The following is a 20007-nucleotide window of genomic DNA, read 5'->3' on the forward strand; positions in this document are numbered from 1 at the left end:
CAACCACGCCGCTACGCGGAGGTTTTCAAATGAGGCAACGTATCGGGCTGCGCGGAGGTTTTCTATGAGTCAATGCGGTTCCTTGAAAATGTGCCAGTCATCACATAGGTTCTTCCTAGCCGTGTCGATGGGGCACTGCCGGTTTGCAGGGGGGATCAAACAGTGGCTGACGGTGCCAACCGCGTACGGGGCAATTTCAATGCCCCGGAGAACAGGCCAAGCCAGCAGATCCTGGACGCTTTGTCGTGCGCCCTAGCAGGTGCAGCGGTTGGTAGTGGGAAGCCATTGAACGATCGTTTCGGCCTCAAAACCGGTGGTGAACTCGGCAGCAGCGTTGATTTCGCTGCCAAAGGCGTTCCCGTGGCATCGGACGGCACCACCACGTAGCCGTTCCCACGCGGAGATTGCGGCCACGGCCGCGGAGCCACGTCAGTGCAGGATGACCAGCCAGAGACGGCCAGGGGCTTCCTTCAGCACGGACGTGGCTTTCCGCTTTTCGGCGTCGGATGTGCGCGGCGGGAAGTCGCCCGCCCAGCCGGTAGATTAGTAGGCAGTACCTTTTGCCAGTTTTTTGCCCCAGTGGTGTTATAGAAACGGATCCTGTCCCGTGGTGATTCGCCTCTCCCAGCTTTTCCTGCGCACTTTGCGTGAAGACCCCGCCGATGCCGAGGTAGCCAGCCACAAACTGTTGGTGCGCGCCGGTTACATCCGCCGCGCGGCCCCCGGAATCTACACCTGGCTGCCACTCGGCCTCAGCGTCCTGCGGAAGGTTGAGGAGATCATCCGCCAGGAAATGTCTGCCATCGGCGGGCAGGAGGTCCACTTCCCTGCGCTGCTCCCCAAAGAGCCCTACGAGGCCACCAACCGCTGGACCGAATACGGCGAAGGGATCTTCCGGCTGAAGGACCGCAAGGAAGCCGACTACTTGCTGGCACCCACGCACGAAGAAGTGTTCACACTCCTGGTGAAGGACCTCTACTCCTCGTACAAGGACCTTCCGCTGAGTCTTTACCAGATTCAGACCAAGTACCGTGACGAGGCACGGCCACGGGCCGGCCTGCTGCGTGGCCGCGAGTTCATCATGAAGGATTCCTACTCCTTCGACGTCGACGACGAAGGCCTGGATGCCAGCTACGCCGCCCACCGTGAGGCATACCTGAAGATCTTCGCCCGCCTCGGCCTCGAAGTGGTCCCCGTTGCCGCCACTGCAGGCGCCATGGGTGGTTCAAAGAGCGAGGAGTTCCTGCACCCCACGGACATCGGCGAGGACACGTTCGTTCGCTCGCCCGGTGGCTACGCCGCCAACGTGGAAGCTGTCACTACGGTGGTTCCCGAGGAAATTGACTTCAGCAACGCCCCTCCGGCCCACGTTCGCAACACGCCCAACACGCCCACTATTGAAACTCTGGTGGAAGCTTCCAACCAGATTGCACCGCGCAGCGAGGCCGACGGCGGTGCGTGGACTGCCGCCGATACCCTCAAGAATGTGGTCCTTGCCGTCACGCTGCCCACGGGTGAACGCCAAATCGTGGTTCTTGGCGTCCCCGGTGACCGCGCGGTGGACCTCAAGCGGGTAGAAGCCAACATCGGTGCTTTCCTTCCCATAGCCGGCGAGGTGGTTCTGGAGGCTGCCGGCGAGGAAGACCTCCGGAAGCACCCGGGCCTGGTCAAGGGCTACATCGGGCCGGGCCTTACCCTGGACGAGCCGCTCCTCGGACTCGAGGGCTCCACCAAGCTGCTCTACCTGGTGGATCCCCGCGTGGTCTCCGGTACTGCCTGGATCACGGGCGCCAACCTGCCTGGAAAGCACGTCTACGGCCTTGTGGCCGGCCGGGACTTCGGCTGGGACGGCGTCATCGAGTGCACCGAGGTCCGTGCGGGGGACGAGGCGCCGGACGGCTCCGGTCCGCTGGAGACGGCTCGCGGCATCGAGATGGGCCACATTTTCCAGCTCGGCCGCAAGTACGCCGAAGCCCTTGACCTCAAGGTCCTTGACCAGAACGGCAAGCAGGTGGTGGTCACCATGGGTTCCTACGGTGTTGGTGTCACTCGTGCGGTGGCCGCACTCGCCGAGTCCAACCACGACGAGAAGGGACTTGTGTGGCCCCGTGCTGTGGCCCCGGCGGACATCCACGTCGTAGCAGTCGGCCGCGGCGACGAGATCTTCCAGACTGCCGAGAAGCTTGCCCTTGAGCTGGAAGCTGCCGGGCTGGACGTGATGTACGACGACCGCCCCAAGGTTTCACCTGGGGTCAAGTTCGGTGACGCGGAACTGATTGGTGTGCCCACCATCCTTGCCGTTGGCAAGGGCCTCGTCGACGGCATAGTTGAGATCAAGGACCGCCGGTCCGGCAACGCTGAGAACGTCCCAGTCGAAAAGGCCGTCGACTACGTCGTGAACGCCGTTCGTTCCCGGTGATCGCCGGACTCGAGGGTATCTCCGGGTTCGAATCGATTGAGGCCACCACTGTCCTCCTGATCGTGGTGGCCGGATTCGCGGCAGGTTGGGTGGACGCCGTCGTTGGCGGCGGCGGCCTGATTCAGTTGCCCGCGCTGCTGCTGGTTCCCAACATCGCGCCTGTTCAGGCGCTTGCCACCAACAAGATGGGGTCCATATTCGGAACCACCGCCAGCACGGCAACCTACTACAGGCGAGTCCAGCCGGACCTCAAGACGGCAGTTCCGATGGCCGTGATCGCCTTGGCGGGGAGCTTCGGCGGCGCCGTGCTGGCTGCAAACCTGCCAGCCAGCGTGTTCAAGCCCATCATCGTCGTGGCGCTGGTTGTGGTGGCTGTGTTCACCGCACTGAAGCCAAATGCCGGTGAAATCACGGCCTTGAGGCATGACGGCCGGACGCACTACGTGGTGGCCTGCCTCATCGGCGCAGTCATCGGTTTCTACGACGGACTGATTGGACCAGGCACGGGTTCCTTCCTGGTGATCGCACTGGTGTCGGCAATGGGTTACGCCTTCCTGGAGGCCAGTGCCAAAGCGAAGATCGTCAACATGGCCACCAACGCCGGCGCGCTGATTTTCTTCCTGCCGCACGGATCCCTGCTCTGGGGGCTGGGCTTGGTGCTGGGCTTGTCCAATATGCTCGGCGGGTACCTAGGCGCCAGGACAGCGGTAAGCAAGGGAAGCAAGTTTGTGCGGATCGTGTTCCTGATAGTCGTGGGAGCGCTCATAGTGAAGCTGGCCGCCGACGTGTGGCAGGACAACTTCGGCCGCTAACCCAACCAAGCGGTTCCGGCACCACAGTCAAAGCGCCGCCCGGGCTCTGGTTGGCCCCGCGGCTGCGGCGTAGCATGCATCCATGTGGGCCGATTCCAGTGAGTTTGAGGGCGCCCTAGACCGCGCCGCGCAGCATGCCAAAGACTGGTTGGGCAGCTTGCCTGGCCGGCAGGTCAAGCCCCGGCGAACAGCCGACGACTTCGAGGCGGACTTTGGCGGACCCTTGCCGACAGAAGGAATGCCCCCGGCGGAAGTGGTCGACTTCCTGGCCGCGCATGCCGAGCCGGGCCTGATGGCCATGCAATCAGGCCGATTCTTCGGCTGGGTCATCGGCGGAACCCTACCGGCTGCAATGGCCGCCGACTGGTTGGTGACCGCGTGGGACCAGAACACCGGACTTCTCTTCGCCACGCCGGCGACGGCGGCCATCGAGCACGGGGCGGGGCAATGGATCGTCGAGTTGTTGGGCCTGCCAAGGAACTCGGATGCCGGCTTCACCACCGGCGCCAGCATGGCCAACTTCACTGCGCTCTGCGCTGCACGCTGGCGCGTACTGGCCGACGCCGGCTGGGACAGCAACATCCAAGGCCTGGCTGGCGGTCCTTCTGTTCGGGTAGTGGTGGGCGCTGAGCGCCACGAGACAGTGGACATGGTGCTGCGCTACCTGGGACTCGGCTCCCCGGAAGTTGTCCCGGTGGACGGTGAGGGAAGAATGCAACCCGGCGCCCTGCTGGACGTGCTGGGAAGGGGCTCCGGACCTACGATTGTCTGCCTCCAGGCGGGAAACCTTCACTCCGGCGCCTTTGACCCCTTCCCTGAGTGCGTGGCGGCAGCCCGCGACGCCGGAGCCTGGGTGCACGTGGATGGTGCCTTCGGCTTGTGGGCGGCCGCGTCAAAAGAGCTGCGGCACTTGGTGGAGGGCGTAGAACTCGCCGACTCCTGGGGCACTGACGCCCACAAGACCCTGAACGTCCCGTACGACGCCGGCGTGGTCATCGTCCGGGACATTCCTGCCCTGCGCTCGGCCATCGGCATGCACGCAGAGTACCTTCCGCAGGAAGATCACGGCCCCGGCGACCCCATGGAAAAGGTCCCTGAATTGTCCCGTCGCGCAAGGGGAGTGCCTGTCTGGGCCGCACTGCGGAACCTGGGGCGCCAAGGTGTCGACGACCTCGTTTCCGGTCGGGCGGCGATGGCTGCGGAACTCGCGCGCAGGCTTAGGGAAGTTCCCGACGTCGAGGTGCTCAACGACGTCGTCTTCACCCAACTCGTTCTCGCCTTCGGCAACGATGGGCGGACCAGGGCGGTGACCCGGCACGTTATGGCCGATGGCCGCGTGTGGATGTCCGGATCCCGTTGGAAGGACCGCGACGTATTGCGCGTATCGGTGACCAATTGGGCAACAGACCAAACAGACCTTGAAGCCGCCGTCGAGGTTATCACCGACGCCCTCGCTGCCACACGCTAGGACCTGACATCGTCTCCGGGCTCGGGGAGTCCATGGGCGTGTGGCAGGTTGCCGAGGGTCTGTCCGGCCAGCGTGCTGGCCACCCACAGCGAGCGGGCCATATCACCTTCGTGTCCCGGGGTAGCCGCATAGGACAGGGCATTGTCGACTTCGCGGGTCAGGCTCCATTGCCGGGCGGCCTCGGGATCGAGTCCTGCGGTGAGGCTGAAATCCGTGCAACGCTGGCGCAACGCTGATTCAGGGTCGCTGGCTGGAAGGTCGCGGATTCGGTTCCACAGCAGCGGCGCAACCGCGAATTCAGCCTCCCCAATCATCGGCTGCGGATCTATCGCCGCATAGCGCGTGCCATGGTCGGTGCTGTTTGCTCCGGGAACGGCCAGGATGTTCAAGTAGTGCAGGTCCGTGTGAACCAGGACATCGTGCCCTGCGCGGCGACCGACGGCGCCGCGGACCTGGCATACCTCCAACGCCGCCTCGAGCAACCAGCGTGGAAACGGCCGGCCGAGCCGCTCCCATTCGGCTGGCAGGTCGTCGCTCCACTGCTCTGCACGCGCGGCGATGTGGTTCAGTTCAAACCACTCGGACCTCAGGTCCGGGGTCAGCGACAAACGGCCAACGACGGCGGCCCACGCCTCGCGTGCCTCATCCATCGGGACGGTCTGCAGGGAACGGAAAGCGTCCAGTCTCTGCAGCAACATGGAGCAGCTGTCTTCATCCGACTCCAGGAGCCGAACAGCCCCGCGCCCGTTCCAGAGCGTCAGTGCTTGACGTTCGACGCGCGCCTCGTCATGCGGGTAGGCGACCTTCAGCACCGCGGGTTCCTGGCCCCGGACCACCGGAATGACGATTGCTCCGTGGCCATTCCAGGGTATTTCTCCGGGCACCAGGTCCACGTCCAGGCCCCACCGCTCCACATTCCCGCGGATTAGCTCCGGCAGGCGGGCGAGCCAATTCCGCCCGCCGGGGGTTCGGACGTACCGCGCCGCCAGGTCAGCCGGAATAGGGACCTCGGTTGTACTGCTCATTCCCTCCAGACTACTCAAGCATCAGACGATCCCCGTGGAACCAAGCAGGCTGCCGATGCCGAACGTCGCGGCCAAGGCAAGGGCACCACCAACAACTACGCGCAACGCGGCCCGTGTCCGTGAACCGCCCCCGATCCAGGCGCCCACGGCTCCGGTCAGTCCCAAGGCCAGCAAAACCGCCAAGAACGTGACCGGGACACGCAGTGGAACCGGCGGAAGCAGGATGGCCAGGAGAGGCAGGACAGCCCCGGCCACGAATGCCACGGCTGACGCGAAGGCGGCATGCCACGGGTTGACGATGTCGTTTTCGTCGATGTTCAGCTCGGCTGAAAGGTGCGCCGCGAGCACATCGTGGGCTGTCAGTTCTTCCGCGACGGTGCGGGCCGTGGCGGGGCTGAGGCCCTTTCCTTCGTAGATCGCTGCCAGCTCGGCCAGCTCGGCGTGCGGGTCCTCTTCGAGTTCGCGCTTTTCCTTGGTGATCAAGGCCTTTTGGCTGTCGCTCTGGCTGCTGACGGAAACATACTCGCCAAGCGCCATGGATACAGCGCCGCCCACCAGGCCAGCTGCACCCGCGGCGAGGATGGGACCGGTTTGGGACGTTGCGCCGGCGACGCCCACTACGATAGCGGCCACCGACACAATGCCGTCGTTGGCGCCGAGGACACCGGCGCGCAGCCAGTTGAGGCGATGCGCCAGGTCGTTGCCGTGCGGCTCATTCTCGTGGAGCCCTGCAGCTTCAATGGATGCCATGATTCCACCCAACCACCATGGACGTGGCACTGCCAGCAAAGTGAGGCTCAACTAAGGTGTGGCAGCTCCGGCCCCTGGTTCCAGTTGGGGCAATTCCGCTTTGTTGAGGGCAAGTCCCGGGAACGATCCAGGTGTCCCGCCCCAGGACCGGGCGCGCTGTCCGGAGGCCAGCAGTTGGCTGACTCCCCAGGCCTTGGCATCGCTGGAACCGAAGGCGACCACGTCGGCATACACATCCATCAGTCCCGTTTCGAGTTCTGCCAGGGCAGTGGAGGGTTTTGCCGCCAGGGCGGCAGGCAGTTGGTAGCCGGCTTCCCGGGGCGGGGCAGGAACACAATTCGTGCGGCTGAGCTCTTCCGCACGGCGGACGTTCGACTGGTGGGCGGCCAGAAGGGCAGCTGCCGCTTTGCCGCCGTCGGGGTCCAGCCGGGTCTGTGCCACCTGGTAGACATAGACGGCCTCTGCTTCGCTGCGGGCCGCCATCGCAAGCGCGCCCGCCAGGTTGGCACTCGGGGCGGGGTCGCTATGGCTGTCGTTTTGGCGTTGGAGTGCCCCACAGCCTGGCACTCCGGAGCCTGTGGCAGTGGGACTGTTGTCAGCTGTTGGTACCTGCGTCGGCGAGCTCGGAGTAGGTGGGGCGGCCAGGCTTCCTTCAGGCGAGCTGGGGGCTGGGAGCCGCCAGCTGGCGGCAAGGTCGCTTGCCTTCAGGAATTGTGCCGTTCCGACGGCGGCGAGCAGGCGTCCCGTGCCACCGTCGCTGCGCGCGGCGTCAGCCAGACGACGCATAGCGCTCGTAGCCAGCCGACTCACAAAACCGGTCGGGTCGGCCACGGTCGTGCCCGCCGTCGTCGAGCCGGTGGCCGAAGCAGCCGCCGTCGAACGGCTGGCGGTACCAGTCGCCGCCGAGCCGCCGGCCTCCGTCGCCGTCGAACTGGCCGGTGCGGAGCTCGTTGCCGACGGCGCGACGCCCGGGCGTTGGAGGGCACGGGCATGGAGCGAAAGCATGTCGGCCGCGGATTCCGATGGCCGGGATTCAGTCAGGCGGCCGGCGTCCTCGAGGAGCGACAGCGTGTCGGTGAACGCGGCCTTGCGCGCTGTGTCGGAGAACGACGGTTCCGGCGGGGGCACCTGTGCCGGAATCAGGGTGGCACCGAGACCCAGCACCACCGCCGCAGTCACGCCGGCCAGCGCCATGCGAACCTTCTGCCCGGTAGGCGGCGCCGTCGATGCCAACCCGTCCGTACGGTCCGCTGAATCCTTGCCCTCGCTCATCACAACAGTCCATGGTGTCACGCGCTGGCCAAAGTCCGTGCAGCAGGCCGCCCTGAATGTCGATAGGCTTAGAGTCACAACATCATCTACCGGGAGGCGGCTGGCATCATGAGCACTTCGGAAGCCACGACTTCAACGGCACGGACCGGAACTGACGCTTCGGCGTCCGCGCCAAACAATCCGGAAGCTGCCAGGCTGAGGGCACTGCTGGAACCCACGGTTCAGGCACGCAGACTGTATTTGGAGGATGTTGCCATCCACGTTGCCGGCTCCCACCGGACGGTCCACGTAGTCGTGGATCTCCCCGAGGAGGAAACCGGTGGCGTCAGCCTGGACGTCATCGCCGATATTTCCCGCGAGCTGTCCACTGTGCTTGACAACGATCCCTATGCCGACACGCGTCCGTACGACCTTGAGGTATCTTCACCGGGCGTTGGACGTCCGTTGACCGAGCCCCGCCACTGGCAGAGGGCCCGCGGGCGCCTCGCCAAGGTCAATGTGATCCAGGGCGAGAACCTCAAGGGGCGGATCCAGTCCGTCGACGATGAGGGCGTCACGCTCGTCCCCGAAATTGAGGTCAAGAAGGGCATGAAGCCCCGCCACGGCGATCCGATCAAACTTCCCTTCGACAAGATCCGTTCCGGAAAAGTCGAAATTGAGTTCAGCCACCTCGACGAGGTTGGGCTGGAAGACGAGCACAACGGACCTTCCGAGGAGGCCTAATGGACATTGACATGAGCGCACTAAGGCTCTTGGAGCGTGAGCGTGAAATCCCGCTGGACCTCCTGATCCCCACCATCGAGCAGGCATTGCTGGTGGCCTATCACAAGACCCCCGGCGCTTTCGAAAGGGCGCGCGCAGAGCTGGACCGCAAGAGCGGCCACGTGACCATTTGGGCCACGGAGCTCGACGACGACGGCCAGGCGATTGGTGAGTTTGAGGATACGCCGGAAGGCTTCGGCCGGATCGCTGCCAGCACCGCGCGGCAGATCATCCTCCAGCGACTTCGCGACGTCGAGGACGACAACGTCCTGGGCGAATTCAAGGGCCGTGAAGGCGAGCTCGTGTCTGGCATGATCCAGCAGGGCAACAACCCCCACATGATCCAGGTGAACCTTGGCTCAGTAGAAGCGTTGCTGCCTCCACCCGAGCAAGTTCCGGGGGAGAGGTACCTGCACGGCAACCGTGTGCGCGCTTACGTTGTGGACGTGCACCGCGGCGCAAAGGGTCCCTCCATCACGCTTTCCCGATCCCACCCCGGCCTGGTGCGCAAGCTGTTTGAGCTGGAGGTTCCGGAGATCGCGGACAAGTCCGTGGAGATCGTGGCGCTGGCCCGTGAAGCCGGCCACCGGACCAAGATCGCCGTCAAGGCCAACGTCCCGGGCGTCAACGCCAAGGGGGCCTGCATCGGTGAGATGGGTTCGCGCGTCCGCGCCGTTATGACTGAACTGAACGATGAGAAGATCGACATCGTTGACTACAGCGACGACCCGGCGACCTTCATCGCGAACTCCTTGTCGCCGTCGCGTGTGAATTCCGTCACCATTGTCGACGCTGGGAGCCGCTCCGCGCGGGTTGTCGTTCCGGACTACCAGTTGTCGCTTGCCATCGGCAAAGAAGGACAGAACGCCCGTCTGGCGGCCAAGCTGACCGGCTGGCGGATCGACATCGTCTCGGACGCCGCGGGCAAGGAGTCGTAGGCCTGGAAGCCGGGCTCCGGGGGAAGGCCTCCGGAGCCCGGCTTTTGCGTGCCCCCGATTCGGAGCGTGCGTGTCGGAGGGCTAGAATGGAATGGACCGGGTTTGCGGCCGGTATCCGTGCGCCTTGGAACCCTGATCGCTGGAGTCAGCGGGCAGGCGGTCCAGGGCGAACTGTATGACAGAGGCAGGTAAATAGTGGCTGGACTGCTCAATAGCGGGCACCAGCCTGTGCGTACCTGCATCGGATGCCGTCAGCCGGATTCCCGGTCGGTGCTTGTCCGGCTCGTCGCCGAACGCGGCGGCTCGTCCGCCGTTGTGGTGGATGTTCGACGCCGGATGGCTGGCCGGGGTGCATGGCTGCACCCCAGTGAAACGTGCCTGGCGCTGGCAATCAAGCGGCGTGCATTCGGCAGGGCCCTTCCGGGCACTACCGGATTCGCCGACGTCGAACGTTACATCGCGGCAAGCATGACCTCTGCGGACGCTTCGGCAACCGCAGGAAAACCGTCCAAACCTGAAAGCGGGTCAGATATCTGATGGAAACCCGATGAGCTACCAGCTATGAGTGCGCAGCGATGACAACTCTGTTGCGCTCTGCAATGGGCTCTTCCGCCACGCCCGTGGGGAAGGCCTGCAGTAAGAAGTAGACGGTTCGTGCCTGGCTCGGTGCGGACCGAGACAGGAGAAATGTGGCCAAGTACCGCGTTCACGAGCTCGCGAAAGAGCTCGGAATCACCTCGAAGGAAGCAGTAACCAAACTGCAGGAGCTGGGCGAATTCGTCCGCTCGGCTTCTTCCACCATCGAGGCCCCCGTCGTGAGGAAGCTTCGCGACGCTTACCCCGCCGCCGGCGCCGCCAAGGCGGAAGCCCCGGCAGCCCCCAAGGCACCGGCCCGCCCGGTCGAAAGCCGCCCTGCGCCGACCCCCGGCCCCGCGGCCCCCAAGCCTCCCGCGCCCGCAGCACCGGCTCCGGCCGCACCTACCCCTGCTGCCCGTCCGGCGCAGGCCCAGGCACCGTCCCCCGCAACGCCCGCTGCGTCGTCGGGTCCCAAGCCCGGCGCGCGTCCTGCGCCGCGGTCCGAGGCCCCGTCACGTCCGGGCGCTGCGCCTGGCCGTCCAGGCGCCACTCCTGCCCGTCCCGGTGCCACGTCGGGACGCCCGGCCGGACAGGGACCGCGCCCCGGTGGCCCGCGTCCCGGGAACAACCCCTTTGCTACGTCGCAGGGCATGCCCCGCGGTCGCGGTGACGCAGAACGTCCGCCGCGTCCGGGCAACAACCCCTTTGCAACCTCGCAGGGTATGCCGCGGCCCGGTGGCCGCACAGAGTCCGAGCGTCCTGGCGGTCCCCGTCCGGCGCCGGGTGCAGGTGGTCCGCGTCCCGCGGCCGGTTCCGGTGGTCCCCGTCCGGGTGCTCCGCGTCCCGGTGCTGCCCGTCCGGGCGCCCCGCGTCCTGGTGGTGCAGGCGGCCCCCGTCCGACTCCCGGCATGATGCCTAACCGTACTGAGCGCCCCACTCCCGGAACGGCTGCACGCCCCGGCGGCGGCCGTGGTCCCGGACGTCCCGGCGGCGCCGGTGGACCCGGCGGTGGCGGAGGTGCTCCTGCCGGCGGTGGCTTCGGCAAGGGCGGTCGCGGTCGCGGCGGTACCCAGGGTGCCTTCGGCAAGGGCGGCGCCGGACGTGGCAAGCAGCGCAAGTCGAAGCGTGCAAAGCGCCAGGAATTGGAGCAGATGAGTGCTCCGTCCCTGGGTGGCGTAACGGTTCCGCGCGGCGACGGCGAGACGGTCATCCGTCTGCGTCGCGGCTCGTCCATCACCGATTTCGCCGAGAAGATCGATGCCAACCCGGCTTCGCTCGTGACCGTGCTGTTCCACCTCGGTGAAATGGCCACGGCTACGCAGTCCCTCGATGAGGACACCTTCGCGCTGCTCGGTGCGGAACTTGGCTACAAGCTCCAGGTCGTGTCCCCGGAGGACGAGGAACGCGAACTCCTCGACTCGTTCGACATCGACCTTGAGGCTGAGCTGGAGGCCGAAGGCGACGACGTCCTCGAAGCACGTCCGCCGGTAGTCACGGTTATGGGTCACGTCGACCACGGTAAGACCCGCCTCCTCGACGCCATCCGCAACTCCAACGTTGTGGCTGGCGAGCATGGTGGCATCACCCAGCACATCGGTGCGTACCAGATCAGCCACGAGCACGAAGGTGCCGTGCGGGACATCACCTTCATCGACACCCCGGGTCACGAGGCCTTCACGGCCATGCGTGCCCGTGGTGCGAAGGTCACCGACATCGCCATCCTGGTGGTCGCAGCTGACGACGGCGTGATGCCGCAAACGGTTGAAGCGCTGAACCACGCACAGGCTGCCGGCGTACCGATTGTGGTTGCCGTCAACAAGATCGACAAGGAAGGCGCCAACCCGGACAAGGTCAGGGGCCAGCTCACCGAGTACGGCCTGGTGCCCGAGGAATACGGTGGCGACACCATGTTCGTCGAAGTTTCCGCCCGCCAGAACATCAACATCGATGGGCTCATTGACGCAGTGCTCCTGACGGCTGACGCCGCGCTTGACCTCCGGGCCAACCCTGACAAGGACGCCCGAGGCATCGCGATCGAAGCCAACCTGGACAAGGGCCGCGGTTCCGTGGCTACCGTCCTGGTGCAGTCCGGAACCCTGGCTGTCGGCGATACGATCGTGGCCGGTACGGCGCACGGCCGTGTCCGCGCAATGTTCGACGAGGACGGCAACGCCCTGGACATCGCCCTGCCGTCACGTCCGGTCCAGGTCCTCGGCCTGTCCAACGTGCCCCGTGCAGGCGACACCTTCCTGGTCACGACGGACGAGCGCACCGCCCGCCAGATCGCTGAAAAGCGTGAGGCTGCCGAGCGCAACGCCCAGCTGGCCAAGCGCCGCAAGCGGATCAGCCTGGAAGACTTCGACCAGGCAGTGGCCGAAGGCAAGATCGACACCCTCAACCTCATCCTCAAGGGTGACGTGTCCGGTGCCGTTGAAGCCCTCGAGGACGCCCTGCTCAAGATCGATGTTGGAGACGAGGACGTTCAGCTCCGTGTCATCCACCGTGGTGTGGGTGCCATCACGCAGAACGACGTCAACCTGGCCACGGTGGACAACGCCATCATCATCGGCTTCAACGTCAAGCCGGCTGAGCGCGTTGCTGAACTGGCCGAGCGCGAGGGCGTGGACATGCGCTTCTACTCGGTCATTTACGCCGCTATCGACGACATCGAACTGGCGCTCAAGGGCATGCTGAAGCCGGAGTACGAGGAAGTCCAGCTGGGTACAGCGGAGGTTCGCGAGATCTTCCGTTCGTCCAAGTTCGGCAACATCGCCGGTTCGCTTGTCCGCTCCGGCACCATCCGCCGCAACTCCAAGGCCCGCGTCATCCGCGACCGCAAGACCATCGGAGAGAACCTCTCCGTGGACTCGCTCAAGCGCTTCAAGGACGACGCCACCGAGGTCCGCGAAGGATTCGAGTGCGGTATCGGCCTGGGGTCCTACAACGACCTGGCTGAAGGCGACATCATCGAGACGTTCGAGATGCGCGAAAAGCCGCGCGTCTAGTCTCTGTGGCTCCGCGGGCGGGGCGGCCGGCTACCGGCTGCCCCGCCCGCACCATTCGATCAACATCACAGGAGAAAATTCCATGGCTGATCCGGCACGCGCCGCCAAGCTGGCGCAGCGCATCAAGGTGGTCGTCGCCGAAGCTCTCGGCCGCAGGGTCAAGGACCCCCGCGTCGAGGCAATCACCATCACCGATGCCCGAGTCACGAATGACCTTCAGCACGCAACCGTCTACTACACAGTGTTCGGTGACGACGCGGCCAAGGCCGATGCCGCCAAAGCACTGGACAAGGCCCGGGGAGTGCTCCGGCAGGAAGTCGGCCGAAACATCACGGTACGCCTGACGCCTACCCTGGAGTTCGTCGCGGACCAGATCCCCGTCAATGCCTCGAACCTGGAGGAACTCCTGCGCGTGGCGAAGCAGCGTGACGCCGAGGTTGCGGCACTGGCCGCCGGCGCCAAACACGCCGGTGATCCGGACCCATATAAGACGGACGCCGCTGACATCGACGAAGACGACTTCGACGAAGAGGACATCGAACTCGGCGACGATGACGACATCGACGAGGACGCCAACCGCTGAGCGGGTTTTAGACGCCCGTTGGCATGGACAGGGCCTGGACCAAACGGTCCAGGCCCTGTCCCTTTCGGAGCTACGTTGCCCTTCGGCGAGTTGCAGCAGCCACGGAAACTACTTACGTCGCTAGTATCGGACCATGGCTGCGGAAAATGAGTCTCGGTTGGCGAATTCACCGGAAGGGTATTTGGAGCATGCCGTCAGGCTTGCGGTCCGGAACGTCAACGACGGCGGTGGACCGTTTGGCGCCGTCGTGGTCACCAAGGACGGTTCCGTCCATGAGGGCGTCAACCGGGTGACGCGCGACAACGACCCCACTGCGCACGCCGAAGTGGTGGCGATCCGCCGCGCTGCGGAGGCCACCGCGAATTTCGATCTGGGCGGCGCGGTGCTGTACACCAGCTGCGAACCCTGTCCGTTGTGCTTGGCGGCGGCGCTCTGGGCGCGCATCGACAGAGTGTTCTACGCCGCCGACAGGCACGGCGCAGCGGCGGCAGGCTTCGACGACGCCGTTTTCTACGAGTATTTTGCAGGGAACCGGCCCGAATTGCTGCCGGTGCGGCACTCGCCGGTCCCTTCCTCCGCGGCACCCTTCGAAGCGTGGCGCGCCAACGAGGAACGCGTCGAGTATTAGGCGAGACGTTGGCGGACGCTAGGCGCCGTTCTTCGACGGCAGCCGCTTCACGCCGTCGAGCAGTTCCTCCGTTGGCCCGCACAAGGCAATCCTGATCCAACCCTCGCCGATGGAACCGAAAGCCGTTCCCGGCGCGAAAGCAACACCGGATTCAGCCAGGAACTGGTGAACCCACGCACGCACATTCCCGTCGCTGAGGTGGGACACATCGGCCCAGAGGTAGAAGGCGCCCTGCGCATCGAGGTGACGGATGCCCTTCCCAGCAAGTACTTCTGAAGCCGCGTCCCGGTTGGTCCGATAATGCTGCCGGGCCTGCTCCACATAGTCCTGCGGTCCCGTCAACGCGGCCAGGGCGGCGTACTGGGAGGGCGAGGCAACGCAGGACACGATCGCCTCCATAACATTGTTCATGGTGCGCTCCAGGCCCGGAGGGCAGACAAGCGCGCCGATGCGCAGGCCGGTCAGGCCGAACGTTTTGGACAAAGTCAGTGAGGTGAAAACCCTGGCCTCGCCCGGCGCTGTGCTGTCAAAGCGGGCCGGGCTGACGTGCGGGACGTCGAACGTGAAGGCTTCGTAGCATTCGTCGGAGATGATCCACAGGTCCCTGCGCCGGGCAAGTGCCACCAAGTCCCGGGTCAGGGACTCGCTGATCACCGCGCCCAGGGGGTTGGACGGCGAGTTGATGACCAGTACGCGCGTCCGTTCCGTGATGAGGGCCTCGATGTCGGCGATCTGCGGCTGGAAGTTCTGCTCCGGGTAGAGCGGGTAGCCCACCGGAACAGCATTCAGAAGCTTGCTGGTCATTGCGAAGGTCGGATAGCCGGGGTTGGGGATGAGGATTTCGTCGCCGGGGGAGAGCAGCATGCTCATCACAAAATGCAGGCCCTGCTGGGCGCCATCCACCACGTACACGCGTTCCGCTCCGACGTCCACGCCGTTGGTCATCCGGAATCGTTCAGCGAAGGCTTCCCGGAGGGCATGAATCCCCGCATTGGGTGTGTAGTTCGTCTCGTCCCGGTCCAGGCAGGCTATTCCGGCGTCGAGGATATGGCGGGGGAGTGGGAATCCCGGTTCGCCGATGCTGAGAATCACGGCTCCCGGCGTCCGCCAGGCGGCTTCGGTGATTTCCCGGATTTGGTTCACGGGGACGTCATGGATGTGGGCGGCAAGCTCGGGCATGCCAGCCATACTAGCCGGGGTGGCACGGCGCGCCCGGATATACTGAAAAGCGTGCTTTCGGGACTGGTGATCGTGGACAAACCGCAGGGATGGACCAGCCATGACGTGGTGGCCAGGATGCGGCGGCTGGCTGGTACCCGCAAGGTTGGCCATGCCGGTACATTGGATCCGATGGCCACCGGCGTCCTGGTGCTTGGGATCAACAAGGCGACCCGCCTGTTGACGTACATCGTTGGCACTTCCAAGACGTATGAGGCCACCATTCGGCTGGGCCAATCCACCAACACCGACGACGCGGATGGCGAGGTCACCTCCGAAACCGGGGCGGCCGGCGTCGACGAGGCGGCCATCGCAGCAGGCATCGAGGACCTCACCGGCGATATCCTCCAAGTGCCCAGCAGCGTGAGTGCCATCAAGGTGAACGGCGAACGGTCCTACGCCCGTGTCCGCGCTGGCAAAGACGTCCAGCTGGAGGCCCGTCCGGTGACCATCCGACGCTTTGAAGTTCACGCTATTCGGCGCGTTGACGGCGGCCGCCTGGTGGACGTGGACGTTACGGTCGAGTGCTCTTCGGGAACCTACATCCGCGCTTTGGCCCGTGATCTGGGGGTTTCACTGGGCGTCGGCGGGCACCTGACCGCGCTGCGTCGCACTCACGTGGGCCCATACACAATAGGGCAGGCGCGCACGCTGGAACAGCTGGCGGAGAACCTCGAAGTCCTTGAAATGTCTGCGGCGGCGAGGGCGCTGATGCCCAACAGGGAACTGACAGCCGAGGAAACCGCGGAGTTGTCTTTTGGCCGTCGGATTGCCGCGGGACCTGGAGCCGGTACCGCCAACGCCGCGACGCCGGAAAAGCCGGCCGCCGCTTTTTCGCCCGAAGGAGAGCTGGTGGCCCTCCTCGCCGATGCAGGAAACCATGCCCGCCCGGTTCTCGTGTTTGCCCCGGACTCACCTTCCGGCGCCATCGGGTCGCCGGGCCTCAATTCCCCGCAGGAGGGACGCTGATGATGGACGGCTATTTTTACGCGGTGCTGGCGGTAGGCGTCCTGTCTACGGTCCTGTGTGTTGGCGCGGGGATCCTGAAGAAGTCGCCCAACGACGTCACCATCTTCTCCGTCGCGCTCGTGGAGCTCGTCCTGCTGGTGTACCTCGTGGGCTCGATCGTGCGCGTCATCATCGGTGAAAAGATCGCCGGTGAAGCATGGGAATTTTGGGGCTACCTCGCCACCGCCCTGCTCCTGCCGCCCGCCGCGGTCTACTGGTCAGTCCTGGAGCGCACGCGGTGGAGCAACTTCGTGCTGGGGGCGGTCGGTGTGACGGCATTGGTTATGGCCGCCCGAATGAACCAGATCTGGTACTGATGTGAAGGAAGAACCCAAGGTGACCACAAAGACCACCGGACAACCGCGCGATACCCGCAACACCGGGCCCGGGCGCCTGCTGATCGCCGTCTACGCAATCTTCGCGATCTCCGCCACCGCCCGCGCCGGCTTCCAGATTGCCACCAAGTTCGGTGAGGCGCCATTGGCGTACGCACTGTCGGCCTTCGCCGCACTGGTCTACATCCTGGCCACAGTTTCCCTGGCCAAGGCTGGACGGACGTGGTTCAGGATCTCGCTGGCGGCCGTGCTCGTGGAACTCATCGGCGTGTTGGTGGTGGGCGCCATCAGCATCTTCGAACCAATCGCGCTGCCCCACGACACCGTGTGGAGTGTGTTTGGCCGCGGATACGGCTTTGTTCCGCTGGTGCTGCCGGTCCTTGGATTGATCTGGCTTTACCGCCGCCGTCCCGCGGCGGCCTGAATTGGGCAGCACCGCCTGGACAGGTTGACTGGCGGAATACGGGTACCCTTAGAGAGTTCCGGCGCCGGATAACCCTGCGGGCGGGACGTTTGAACACAGGCAGCAAGAGGCGAGGTTGATGGTCCACATCTGGAACGATCCCACCGAGGTCCCGGCGGACTTTGGCCCGTCCGTGGTCACCATTGGGAACTTCGACGGCGTTCATCGTGGGCACCAGCAGGTGCTGTCCCGCCTGGTGCGGACAGCACGTCAGCACTCAGCCCGCGCCGTCGCCGTGACGTTCGATCCACATCCGGCCCAGTTGCACCGACCTGACTCTGCCCCGGAACTCATCATGGGCCTGCAGGACAAGATGGATGCCCTGGCAGAGACCGGCGTGGATGCAGTCCTGGTCCTGAAGTACACGCATGAACTGGCCGCAATGAGCCCGGCGGAGTTCGTCGGCGGTGTGCTGGTTGATTGCCTACACGCCGCGCACGTGGTTATCGGTCACGATCTGCGCTTTGGCAAAGGCAATTCCGGCGACGTATCCACCATGCAGGAGCTCGGCAGGACTTTTGGCTTCGAGGTCCAGGTGATCAGCGAGTTCGGCGCCAGCGGCTTCCCACTCGGAGCGCCCGACGCCGGCCCTTCGGGCAGCGATCAGGCCGGCCAGGGAGTCGACGACGACGGCACGGGCCGCCGCTGCTCGTCCACCTGGGTTCGTGAGGCCCTCGCCGAAGGTGATGTCAGCACCGCGGCGGCCGTCTTGGGGAGACCGCACCGGATGCGGGGCGAGGTGGTGCACGGTGCGGCCCGTGGCCGAGCCCTGGGCTTCCCAACGGCGAATCTTTCCCACGACGCCACCGGATACATTCCGGCCGACGGGATCTACGCCGGGTGGCTTGTGGACGAGGCAGGCACCCGCTGGCCCGCGGCGATCTCTGTTGGTTCCAACCCCACGTTTGACGGCGTGAGCCGCCAGGTTGAGGCCCACGTCATCGACCGCCCGGATGAGGACGTTGAAGACTTCAATCTGTACGGTCAGACGGTAATTGTTGAATTCACCGCACGCCTGCGCGGAATGGTGGCCTACCGTGGTCCGGAGGCCCTGGTGGAGCAGATGCGGCTGGACGTGGTGCAGGCGCACGGCTTGTTGCTGGGCCGCTAGCTCCCACACATCGGTCAGCGGACCACGGTCATTGGCGAGGAAGGCAAAACTGTGGTGATCAACAAGAACACTCGCGAGCTGGATGAGGGCATCGTCAAGGATTTCAGCTCCAGAATGAGCTACTCCTCCTACCTCCAGCTTCCTGTGCTGTTGAGCGCACAGCAGCCGGTGAGCAGGCCGGTCCATCATGACGAACTGCTGTTCATCATCCAGCACCAGACCACCGAACTCTGGCTAAAGCTGGTCCTCCATGAGCTGCGGAGCGCGGCGGATTGGCTTCACAACGACGACCTTGGCGCAGCGCTGAAGGCGATTGCGCGCGTGAAGCACATTCAAAAGACGCTGACGGAACAATGGTCTGTCCTGGCCACTTTGACTCCCACCGAATACGCGCAGTTCCGCGGCTTCCTGGGCCACTCGTCAGGCTTCCAGTCCAGCCAGTACCGCGCGGTCGAGTTCATCCTTGGGAACAAGAACAGCGGGATGCTCCAGGTCTTCGACGCGGAACCGGAGGCGCGCAGCATGCTGGAGGACCTGCTCCACGCCCCCAGTATTTATGACGAGTTCCTGGCCTACCTGAAGAGGCAAGGTCATCCGATCCCGCAGTCTGTGCTGGACCGTGACGTCACCAAGGCCCATGAACTCGTCCCCGAGCTTGTCCCCGTCTTTAAGGACATCTACGAAAATGCGGGGAAGTATTGGGGCGCCTACGAGGCCTGTGAGGAACTGGTGGACCTGGAGGACAACTTCCAGTTGTGGCGGTTCCGCCATCTCCGGACCGTCCAGAGAACCATCGGCATGAAGACGGGCACGGGCGGTTCCACCGGCGCGGCATTTCTCCGCAAGGCCCTGGACCTGACGTTCTTCCCGGAGCTGTTCGCGGTCCGCACGGAGATCGGCGCATGAGGGTGGCCACTGACTCCTCCTCCGACTGGAACTGCCGGAGCTGCTCGGGGACCAGCGGGGCCGCGCCGTGCTGGGAGCAGCTGTAGCCGGGACGCGCGGGCGGCCTTTTCGACAACATTGCGCGGCTCCGGCTAAAATAATCGTTGGTCCCGGCTGCAGTCCGTGGTTGCTGGGCCTGTTTTGTGTGCGGAGACGCGTACTCGACAACCCGTCAGTGAAGTGCTGTTTCGGGACACACGGCACAACTCTAGGAGTTCATGTGGCACTTGAAGCCGCTGTCAAGCAGTCCATCATCAAGGAATTCGCAACCTCCGAAGGCGACACCGGTTCGCCCGAGGTCCAGATTGCAGTTCTTACTCAGCGGATCAAGGATCTGACTGAGCACATGAAGGAGCACAAGCACGACTTCCACACCCAGCGCGGCCTGCTCGCCCTGGTTGGTCGTCGCAAGCGCATGCTGACCTACCTCAAGAAGGTTGACATTGCCCGCTACCGTTCGCTCATCGAGCGCCTCGGCCTGCGTCGCTAGTTTGACTTCGGGCGGCCTGGTTCCGCGTGGACCGGGCCGCCTTCTTCAGCACAACTAAATTCAAAGACCAACATCAGGGATTCAACCGCATCGCGCATTCGCGGTCCTCGGTAGTGGTTCCCGGGAGGTTTCGCCACGGCGGACCGGCCCGAGGGCCTCGATCGATGACCGGGTGTTCGTACAGGCTCGTGGACAGAGA

At 64.9% G+C, this 20007-nt stretch carries 21 protein-coding genes; 16 read left to right on the forward strand and 5 right to left on the reverse strand.

The window, feature by feature from the left end:
• Window positions 1-162 precede the first annotated feature (162 nt).
• From LD110_RS17500 to LD110_RS17515, 4 genes are all read left to right on the forward strand, one after another.
• The gene (locus LD110_RS17500; protein WP_225500536.1) at window positions 163-387 is read left to right on the forward strand and encodes a hypothetical protein; all 225 of its coding nucleotides are present in this window, start codon (window positions 163-165) and stop codon (window positions 385-387) included.
• A 220-nt stretch (window positions 388-607) separates the two neighbouring features.
• Complete coding sequence (locus LD110_RS17505; protein ID WP_225500538.1) at window positions 608-2419, forward strand: proline--tRNA ligase; 1812 nt, start codon at window positions 608-610, stop codon at window positions 2417-2419.
• The gene (locus LD110_RS17510) at window positions 2416-3231 is read left to right on the forward strand and encodes a TSUP family transporter (protein WP_225500540.1); all 816 of its coding nucleotides are present in this window, start codon (window positions 2416-2418) and stop codon (window positions 3229-3231) included. Before LD110_RS17505 ends, LD110_RS17510 begins: the two co-directional genes overlap by 4 nt.
• Window positions 3232-3313: 82 nt before the next feature.
• Window positions 3314-4699 (forward strand): pyridoxal-dependent decarboxylase, encoded by a 1386-nt coding sequence (locus LD110_RS17515; RefSeq protein ID WP_225500542.1) that lies wholly within the window; start codon window positions 3314-3316, stop codon window positions 4697-4699.
• Here LD110_RS17515 and LD110_RS17520 read toward each other — a convergent pair.
• Genes LD110_RS17520 through LD110_RS17530 form a run of 3 tightly spaced genes read right to left on the reverse strand, consistent with a single transcriptional unit; the run spans window position 4696 to window position 7746 of the window.
• Window positions 4696-5724 carry an aminoglycoside phosphotransferase family protein gene (locus LD110_RS17520; protein WP_225500544.1) on the reverse strand — a complete coding sequence of 343 codons (1029 nt, stop codon included), beginning with the start codon at window positions 5722-5724 and terminating at the stop codon, window positions 4696-4698. The two genes, LD110_RS17515 and LD110_RS17520, sit on opposite strands and share 4 nt — an antisense overlap.
• Before the next feature lie 21 nt (window positions 5725-5745).
• On the reverse strand, window positions 5746-6474 hold the full coding sequence (locus LD110_RS17525) for a VIT family protein (RefSeq protein WP_225500546.1): 729 nt from the start codon (window positions 6472-6474) through the stop codon (window positions 5746-5748).
• 51 nt (window positions 6475-6525) lie between these two features.
• The gene (locus LD110_RS17530) at window positions 6526-7746 is read right to left on the reverse strand and encodes a DUF4439 domain-containing protein (protein ID WP_225500549.1); all 1221 of its coding nucleotides are present in this window, start codon (window positions 7744-7746) and stop codon (window positions 6526-6528) included.
• Window positions 7747-7854: 108 nt separating this feature from the next.
• Between LD110_RS17530 and rimP the strand changes: the two genes are divergently transcribed.
• Complete coding sequence (rimP, locus tag LD110_RS17535) at window positions 7855-8469, forward strand: ribosome maturation factor RimP (protein WP_225500551.1); 615 nt, start codon at window positions 7855-7857, stop codon at window positions 8467-8469.
• Window positions 8469-9446, forward strand: coding sequence for a transcription termination factor NusA (nusA, locus tag LD110_RS17540; RefSeq protein ID WP_225500553.1), 978 nt, complete (start codon window positions 8469-8471; stop codon window positions 9444-9446). Before rimP ends, nusA begins: the two co-directional genes overlap by 1 nt.
• Before the next feature lie 81 nt (window positions 9447-9527).
• Here nusA and LD110_RS23940 read toward each other — a convergent pair whose 3' ends face one another.
• Complete coding sequence (locus LD110_RS23940; protein WP_225500720.1) at window positions 9528-9809, reverse strand: hypothetical protein; 282 nt, start codon at window positions 9807-9809, stop codon at window positions 9528-9530.
• Between LD110_RS23940 and LD110_RS17550 the strand changes: the two genes are divergently transcribed.
• The 4 genes from LD110_RS17550 (at window position 9717) to LD110_RS17565 (ending at window position 14238) form a co-directional block, all read left to right on the forward strand.
• Window positions 9717-9983, forward strand: coding sequence for a YlxR family protein (locus LD110_RS17550; RefSeq protein ID WP_225500693.1), 267 nt, complete (start codon window positions 9717-9719; stop codon window positions 9981-9983). The genes LD110_RS23940 and LD110_RS17550 overlap by 93 nt on opposite strands.
• Before the next feature lie 152 nt (window positions 9984-10135).
• Window positions 10136-13027 (forward strand): translation initiation factor IF-2, encoded by a 2892-nt coding sequence (gene infB, locus LD110_RS17555; RefSeq protein WP_225500555.1) that lies wholly within the window; start codon window positions 10136-10138, stop codon window positions 13025-13027.
• An 82-nt stretch (window positions 13028-13109) separates the two neighbouring features.
• On the forward strand, window positions 13110-13610 hold the full coding sequence (rbfA, locus tag LD110_RS17560; protein WP_225500557.1) for a 30S ribosome-binding factor RbfA: 501 nt from the start codon (window positions 13110-13112) through the stop codon (window positions 13608-13610).
• Window positions 13611-13743: 133 nt separating this feature from the next.
• Complete coding sequence (locus tag LD110_RS17565; RefSeq protein ID WP_225500559.1) at window positions 13744-14238, forward strand: nucleoside deaminase; 495 nt, start codon at window positions 13744-13746, stop codon at window positions 14236-14238.
• Between the two features lie 18 nt (window positions 14239-14256).
• On the opposite strand, the gene LD110_RS17570 is transcribed toward LD110_RS17565, so the two are convergent.
• On the reverse strand, window positions 14257-15417 hold the full coding sequence (locus LD110_RS17570; RefSeq protein WP_225500561.1) for a pyridoxal phosphate-dependent aminotransferase: 1161 nt from the start codon (window positions 15415-15417) through the stop codon (window positions 14257-14259).
• 51 nt (window positions 15418-15468) lie between these two features.
• Here LD110_RS17570 and truB point away from each other — a divergent pair, with 51 nt between their 5' ends.
• The 6 genes from truB (at window position 15469) to rpsO (ending at window position 19808) form a co-directional block, all read left to right on the forward strand.
• Complete coding sequence (gene truB, locus LD110_RS17575) at window positions 15469-16425, forward strand: tRNA pseudouridine(55) synthase TruB (RefSeq protein WP_225500563.1); 957 nt, start codon at window positions 15469-15471, stop codon at window positions 16423-16425.
• Window positions 16426-16427: 2 nt separating this feature from the next.
• Window positions 16428-16781 (forward strand): hypothetical protein, encoded by a 354-nt coding sequence (locus LD110_RS17580; RefSeq protein WP_225500695.1) that lies wholly within the window; start codon window positions 16428-16430, stop codon window positions 16779-16781.
• A gap of 19 nt (window positions 16782-16800) precedes the next feature.
• Entirely contained in the window at window positions 16801-17223 is a 423-nt protein-coding gene (locus LD110_RS17585; RefSeq protein WP_225500565.1) for a hypothetical protein, read from the forward strand.
• A 118-nt stretch (window positions 17224-17341) separates the two neighbouring features.
• Window positions 17342-18373 (forward strand): bifunctional riboflavin kinase/FAD synthetase, encoded by a 1032-nt coding sequence (locus LD110_RS17590; protein ID WP_225500567.1) that lies wholly within the window; start codon window positions 17342-17344, stop codon window positions 18371-18373.
• A 51-nt stretch (window positions 18374-18424) separates the two neighbouring features.
• Window positions 18425-19279 (forward strand): tryptophan 2,3-dioxygenase, encoded by an 855-nt coding sequence (gene kynA / locus LD110_RS17595; RefSeq protein ID WP_225500569.1) that lies wholly within the window; start codon window positions 18425-18427, stop codon window positions 19277-19279.
• A gap of 259 nt (window positions 19280-19538) precedes the next feature.
• Window positions 19539-19808, forward strand: coding sequence for a 30S ribosomal protein S15 (gene rpsO / locus LD110_RS17600; protein WP_225500571.1), 270 nt, complete (start codon window positions 19539-19541; stop codon window positions 19806-19808).
• Window positions 19809-20007: the final 199 nt, after the last annotated feature.

This window comes from Arthrobacter sp. M4, assembly GCF_020251205.1.
In the GTDB taxonomy this organism is placed as follows: domain Bacteria; phylum Actinomycetota; class Actinomycetes; order Actinomycetales; family Micrococcaceae; genus Arthrobacter.